This is a genomic window from Microbacterium sp., assembly GCF_003248605.1.
Taxonomy (GTDB): domain Bacteria; phylum Actinomycetota; class Actinomycetes; order Actinomycetales; family Microbacteriaceae; genus Microbacterium.
In genome coordinates this window covers 1-4,826 of the sequence record NZ_QFPF01000146.1, presented here as the reverse complement: position 1 = coordinate 4,826, position 4,826 = coordinate 1, and the positions used below count along the sequence as shown (strand labels likewise).

4 protein-coding genes and 1 pseudogene are annotated in these 4,826 nt (G+C 69.2%); 3 read left to right on the top strand and 2 right to left on the bottom strand.

Annotated features, from left to right (window positions below; all coding sequences use genetic code 11):
- Together DI573_RS13935 and DI573_RS13930 are read right to left on the bottom strand one after the other, a co-directional pair.
- On the bottom strand, positions 1–923 hold a 923-nt coding region (locus tag DI573_RS13935; RefSeq protein WP_292815531.1), incomplete at its 3' end, for an ATP-binding protein.
- A gap of 112 nt (positions 924–1,035) precedes the next feature.
- On the bottom strand, positions 1,036–2,706 hold the full coding sequence (locus DI573_RS13930) for a serine hydrolase (protein WP_292815528.1): 1,671 nt from the start codon (positions 2,704–2,706) through the stop codon (positions 1,036–1,038).
- 219 nt (positions 2,707–2,925) lie between these two features.
- Here DI573_RS13930 and DI573_RS13925 point away from each other — a divergent pair, with 219 nt between their 5' ends.
- The 3 genes and pseudogenes from DI573_RS13925 to DI573_RS13915 form a co-directional block, all read left to right on the top strand.
- The gene (locus tag DI573_RS13925; protein WP_292815525.1) at positions 2,926–3,873 is read left to right on the top strand and encodes a hypothetical protein; all 948 of its coding nucleotides are present in this window, start codon (positions 2,926–2,928) and stop codon (positions 3,871–3,873) included.
- 164 nt (positions 3,874–4,037) lie between these two features.
- Positions 4,038–4,298 (top strand): hypothetical protein, encoded by a 261-nt coding sequence (locus DI573_RS13920; protein WP_292815521.1) that lies wholly within the window; start codon positions 4,038–4,040, stop codon positions 4,296–4,298.
- 188 nt (positions 4,299–4,486) lie between these two features.
- Positions 4,487–4,826: pseudogene (locus DI573_RS13915) on the top strand (amino acid permease); the annotation flags it as partial.

The window sequence follows — 4,826 nt, the reverse complement described above, 5'->3', positions numbered from 1 at the left end:
GACTCGACAGCTGTGGATGCGCCCGGGGCGAGCCCCAGGCGTCGGGCGGCCGACGTGATGAGCCCGATGTCGCCCACGGACTCGGCCGCGGCGAGGAGCAGCCAGCGCCGGGAATCCCGCGGAAGCCGTTCGATGCGCTGCACGTAGTGGGCTTCCAAACGAGACCCCACGGGCACGGGTTCTTGCGCGGCCCAGGAATGTGTCAGCTGCGCGGCCGTGAATTCCCGGGAGAGTTCCACGAGCGCGAGCGGGTTGCCGCCCGTCTGCTCCGCGACGCGGGTCGCCAGCAGCGGATCGAGAGGCACGGGCGCAGTCCGATTCAGCAGTTGCACCGACGACAGCGTGTCGAGTCCCTCGAGTTCGAGAACCGGGACACCCGCGGCAACGAGATCCACTCGGGCATCGGGACGGGCGACGAGAACCAGCAGAACCCGCTCGGCTTCGAGCCGCCGGGCGACGAACGCCAGCACTTCGAGCGACTCCGTGTCGACGAGGTGAGCGTCATCGACGAGGCAGGTGATCGGCTCGTGCTCGCCGGCGGCTGCCAGCAGCGACAGCATCCCGAGACCCACGAGGTAACGGTCCGGCGGCGGACCTTCGGCGATGCCCGCCGCGATGCGCAGAGCCATCGCATGCGTCGGCTGCAACGAATCGAGGTGGGCCGTGAGCGGCCGTCCGATGCGCTGCAGCACCGCGTAGGGCATCTCCGATTCGGCGTCGAATCCGTCTGCGCGCAGCACCCTCGTGCCCGGCGCCGTCCGCGCCAGCTCCGTCATCAGTACCGTCTTGCCGATGCCCGGGTCACCCCGGATGAGCAACGCCGCGCCGTGCCCGTTGCGCGCCGCAGCGGCCAGGGCACTCAAGCGCCCCAGCTCGGTCGCCCGGCCGACCACGACGGGATTGACGACGTCTATGGACGGCATGTTATTGAGCACCGGCCGGGCGTGTCACCTCTCCCACGCATCCTCACCGCGCAGCGCATGCTCGACCGGCTCGATGACCAGCTGACGTAGCGGGCGCCGCTGTCGCGGGACGTCAGCCGGCCCTCGTGAAGACGCCGAGCCCGTTCGGCTCCTGACCGGGCGCGGGGAACGTGTTGAAGTACGTCAGGGTGACTCCGGTGATCTGTCCACCCTCCCGGACGAAGACCGCCGAGGAAAGCGATCCGGGGAGCGCGTTCTCCCCCGTCGGCACGAACGACAGGGTGTCGCCGTCCCACGGAAGGATCTCGAACGTGTACCCGCCCTCGGGGCCGAGCGCGCCGGTCAAGGTGCCGTTCTCCTCTGTCACGACGAAGTCGCCGAAATAGGGGCTAGTGTAGGTGCCGACGTAGTCGCCGGCAGGGCCGGCCGCCGCGGCATCCGTCGGGGGCTCCTCGCCCACGAGGTCGCCCGCCGGGTCGGCGAAGTGCGCGAACTGGGCGGGCCACAGCTCCAGCCAGGGTCGCGTCTCTTCCCCGAACTGCACGAGGTCGACGAACTCCGAGGCGATCGCCTCGGGAACTCCCGACGGGGCTCCGTTCGTGAGCACGACGATCCCGATGTCGAGGTCGGGGATCATCGTGGCGTTGGTGGCGGTGCCCCACCCGAAGGCGCCGGAGTGGCTGATGCTCACGCGGCCGGCCACGGTGGTACCGACGTTCATGCCGAAGCCGTAGTGCGATGTGCGCGAGGTCAGGTTCTGGGCATCGCCGCCCGTGATCGAATGGGCGGAGTAGGTCTTCGCGAGCACGAGCGGGTCGATGAATTCCGCGCCGTCGACTTCGCCGCCCGCCAGCACCATGGTCATCCACTTCGCGATGTCGCCGGCGGTGGAGGCGACGCCACCCGCGGGAGCCTCGGCGTCGGCGTCACGGTCGAACAGCTGCTCGTACTGACCCTCTCCGGTGCGCGCGTGCATGGCCGCACGATCCTCCGCGGCGAGGTACTCGTCGTGGACGGTTGTCGTGGACGTCATGCCGAGCGGATCGAACAGCAACTCGTGCGCCGTCTCGGCCCAGGACTGGCCGCGCGACGCCGCGACCGCCTCGGCGCCCACCGTCAGCCCGAAGTTCGAGTACTGATACGTGTCGCGGAACGATGCCAGGGGAATCTGGTCCATGTGGGCCATGATGTAGTCGACGTCGAAGCCGATGTCCTCGAGGTCGTCGCCGCCACCGGTCGGGATGCCCGTGCGGTGCGAGAAGAAGTCGGCGATCTTCGCATGCTCGCTCACGTACGGATCCTTCAGCGCGAAGTCCGGGAGGTACTCGATGACCGGATCTTCCCACGACAGATCGGCGTCGTCGGTGATCGCCTTGGCCACGACGCTCGACGAGAGCGGCTTCGACAAAGACGCGATCTGGAACACGGTGTCGACGTCGACGGGCTCGTTTGTCGTCACGTCCCGCACGCCGTATCCCTCTTCGAACACGACCTCGCCATTCGAGACGACGGCGACTGCCGCGCCGGGCACTCCGGTCTGCTCGAGCGCCTTCTCGATGAACTCGGGAAGCGCATCGACGGCCGCGGACACTGCCGTGTCGCGATCCGTGTAGAGATCGACGACGTCCTGGCTGGGCGCCTGCCCGAGGGCGACGGGCAGCCCGCTCGCTGACGACTCGCTGTCGTCCGCCTCGAAGGTGCACCCCGTGATTCCCAGCGCGAGTGCTGCCACCGCCGAGACGGCGACGAAGCGGACGATGCCCTTGCTCGTGCTGCTGCTCATACCGTTCACGTCACTGGCTCCCCCGTTGTCTGTCGCTGGCGGACCCATGACTCCCTATTCCCGCATACGAAGCCATGGGCCCCGAGTCCCCCCACAGTCGTCAGTGTGGCTGGACGGAAGCGGACATCACAAGCTCCGCTTCCGGCCATGACCTCAAGAGGACGTCCGGATGCGGTCACATGCGTCATGATGGTGTCCACGCGTGCTCCGGAGGTCGACATGGACGATAGGGCCCTTCTCGAACTGATCTATCGCAGCCGCCCGCAGACGGTGGCGGAGCTCGCCACCACCGCGCACGCCGATGAGGGTGACACCGCCGAAGCCGTTGCGCGGCTCGCGCGGGAAGGCGCGGTCTCGGTGCGCGACGGCGCGATCGCGTATGCGACGCCGGCGGTGTGGACGGCCGATGTCGTCGAAAGCGAGATCCGTGCGATGCGGCAGAAGGCAGACCAGGCCGCGACGCAGATCGAGGCACTCGTCGCAGATCTTCCAGGCCTGCTGCGCCACTGGGCCGTGGGCGAAGCATCCGGCGACGTCGTTCCCGTCTTCGTGCGACACGGACCGCGGGCGGCAGAAGACCTCTGGTATGACATCGCACGGGAGCAGAGCGACACGGCCTGGGCGGTACTTCCCGATCTCGGACGCTTCCTGCAGACCGATCCCGCGCGCGCCAGCCGGTTCGCCGAGGTGTTCGCCGGCAAGCGGTCGGTGCGAGCGCTCGTCCCGCGTTCCATGGCCGAGGACGCTCGGCTCGTGGCGATCGCCGAGCGCTACGGGGCCGTCGGCGTGGAGTTCCGCCTGCTCGACGACCTGCCCAGTTGGTTCTGGATCGACGGGGAGGTGCTCGCGCTGCCGATCGAGTGGGGCGAGGGATGGCCGTCGAGCGTGATCGGGCTCCGGAGCGCGTCGCTCGCCGAGCTGGGGCGAAGCCTGTACCGCGAGCTCTGGCGTCGCGGCGAGCCGATCGGCGGTGTGGAGCAGCCGTGGACGCCACTCCTTGCGCTGATGAAGCAGGGCGTCACGCTCGATGCTGCATCCCGCAGGCTCGGGATCAATCCGCGCACGGGCCGGCGACGCATCGCGGCGGCGATGGAGCAGTACGGGGTGTCGACGCTGTTCGCCCTGGGAGTGGCGTGGGCCGCGGACGGGAAGCCCACCGTGCGCTGAGGGGCGCCCCGAGAGACGCGAACACGAGTGCGCATCGCGCTCACCCTCAGGCATGCGCAGAACCGCGAGATCTCGCCGGCGGGCTCGACGTCGACCTGCCCCTGTCCGCCGTCGAGATCCGCACGATCGGCGGGGCGACGCGGCACGCATCCGACCCGGACGCCGTGGGCGCCCGCTCCACGCAGCACCTGCTGAATGTCTATGCCGCGCCGGTGCACACGCTCACCGACGAGGTGCGCCTGGCCGCCGCCCGCTCGGTGCTCGACGCGACCGCGCCCTGGCACGCGCCGACTCCGCTGGTGAACTTCGTGGGACGCGCGAACGCTCCGGATGCCTTCGCCAACGCGTGGAGCGCCGACCAGCGCACGCGGCTCGACGACGCGCGAAGCGCGCACGATCCGGGTGGGGTCTTTATGCGGCGCTGAGTCGGAACAGTGCGCAGCCCTATTCCGGTGAGCTGCCTGAACCGGAATAGCAGCCACGCGTATCTCTCAGCGCCTCGGAGACGTATCGCGACCGTGTCAAGGGCGTGCGCATCGCGGGGTCACCCCGCTACCGTGGCCGACGCAGCGCGGGGAGGCCGGTTGCCGACGTAGCGATCAGGGAGACACGCATGAGCGACGACAAGGCCCGGATCTCGCTCGCCGGCTCGGTCTCGCTCGGCACCGGCGTCATGATCGGCGCCGGCATCTTCGCGCTCGTCGGCCAGGTCGCCGGCCTCGCGGGCGACTGGTTCCCCCTCGCCTTTCTGCTGGGCGCGATCGTCGCGGGTGCGAGCGCCTACTCCTACATCCGATACTCCAGCGTCAACCCGAGTTCGGGCGGCATCGCGATGCTGCTGAAGGATGCCTACGGCCCGGGTGTGATCGCCGGCTCCTTCTCGCTCTTCATGTACGTGTCGATGGTCGTCGCCGAGAGCCTGCTCGCGCGCACGTTCGGCACCTACCTACTCC

What these genes read in the sequence shown, in the direction of transcription:
- DI573_RS13930 (WP_292815528.1), bottom strand. Translation starts at nt 2,706, where the DNA reads ATGAGCAGCAGCACGAGCAAGGGCATCGTCCGCTTCGTCGCCGTCTCG.
- DI573_RS13925 (WP_292815525.1), top strand. Translation starts at nt 2,926, where the DNA reads ATGGACGATAGGGCCCTTCTCGAACTGATCTATCGCAGCCGCCCGCAG.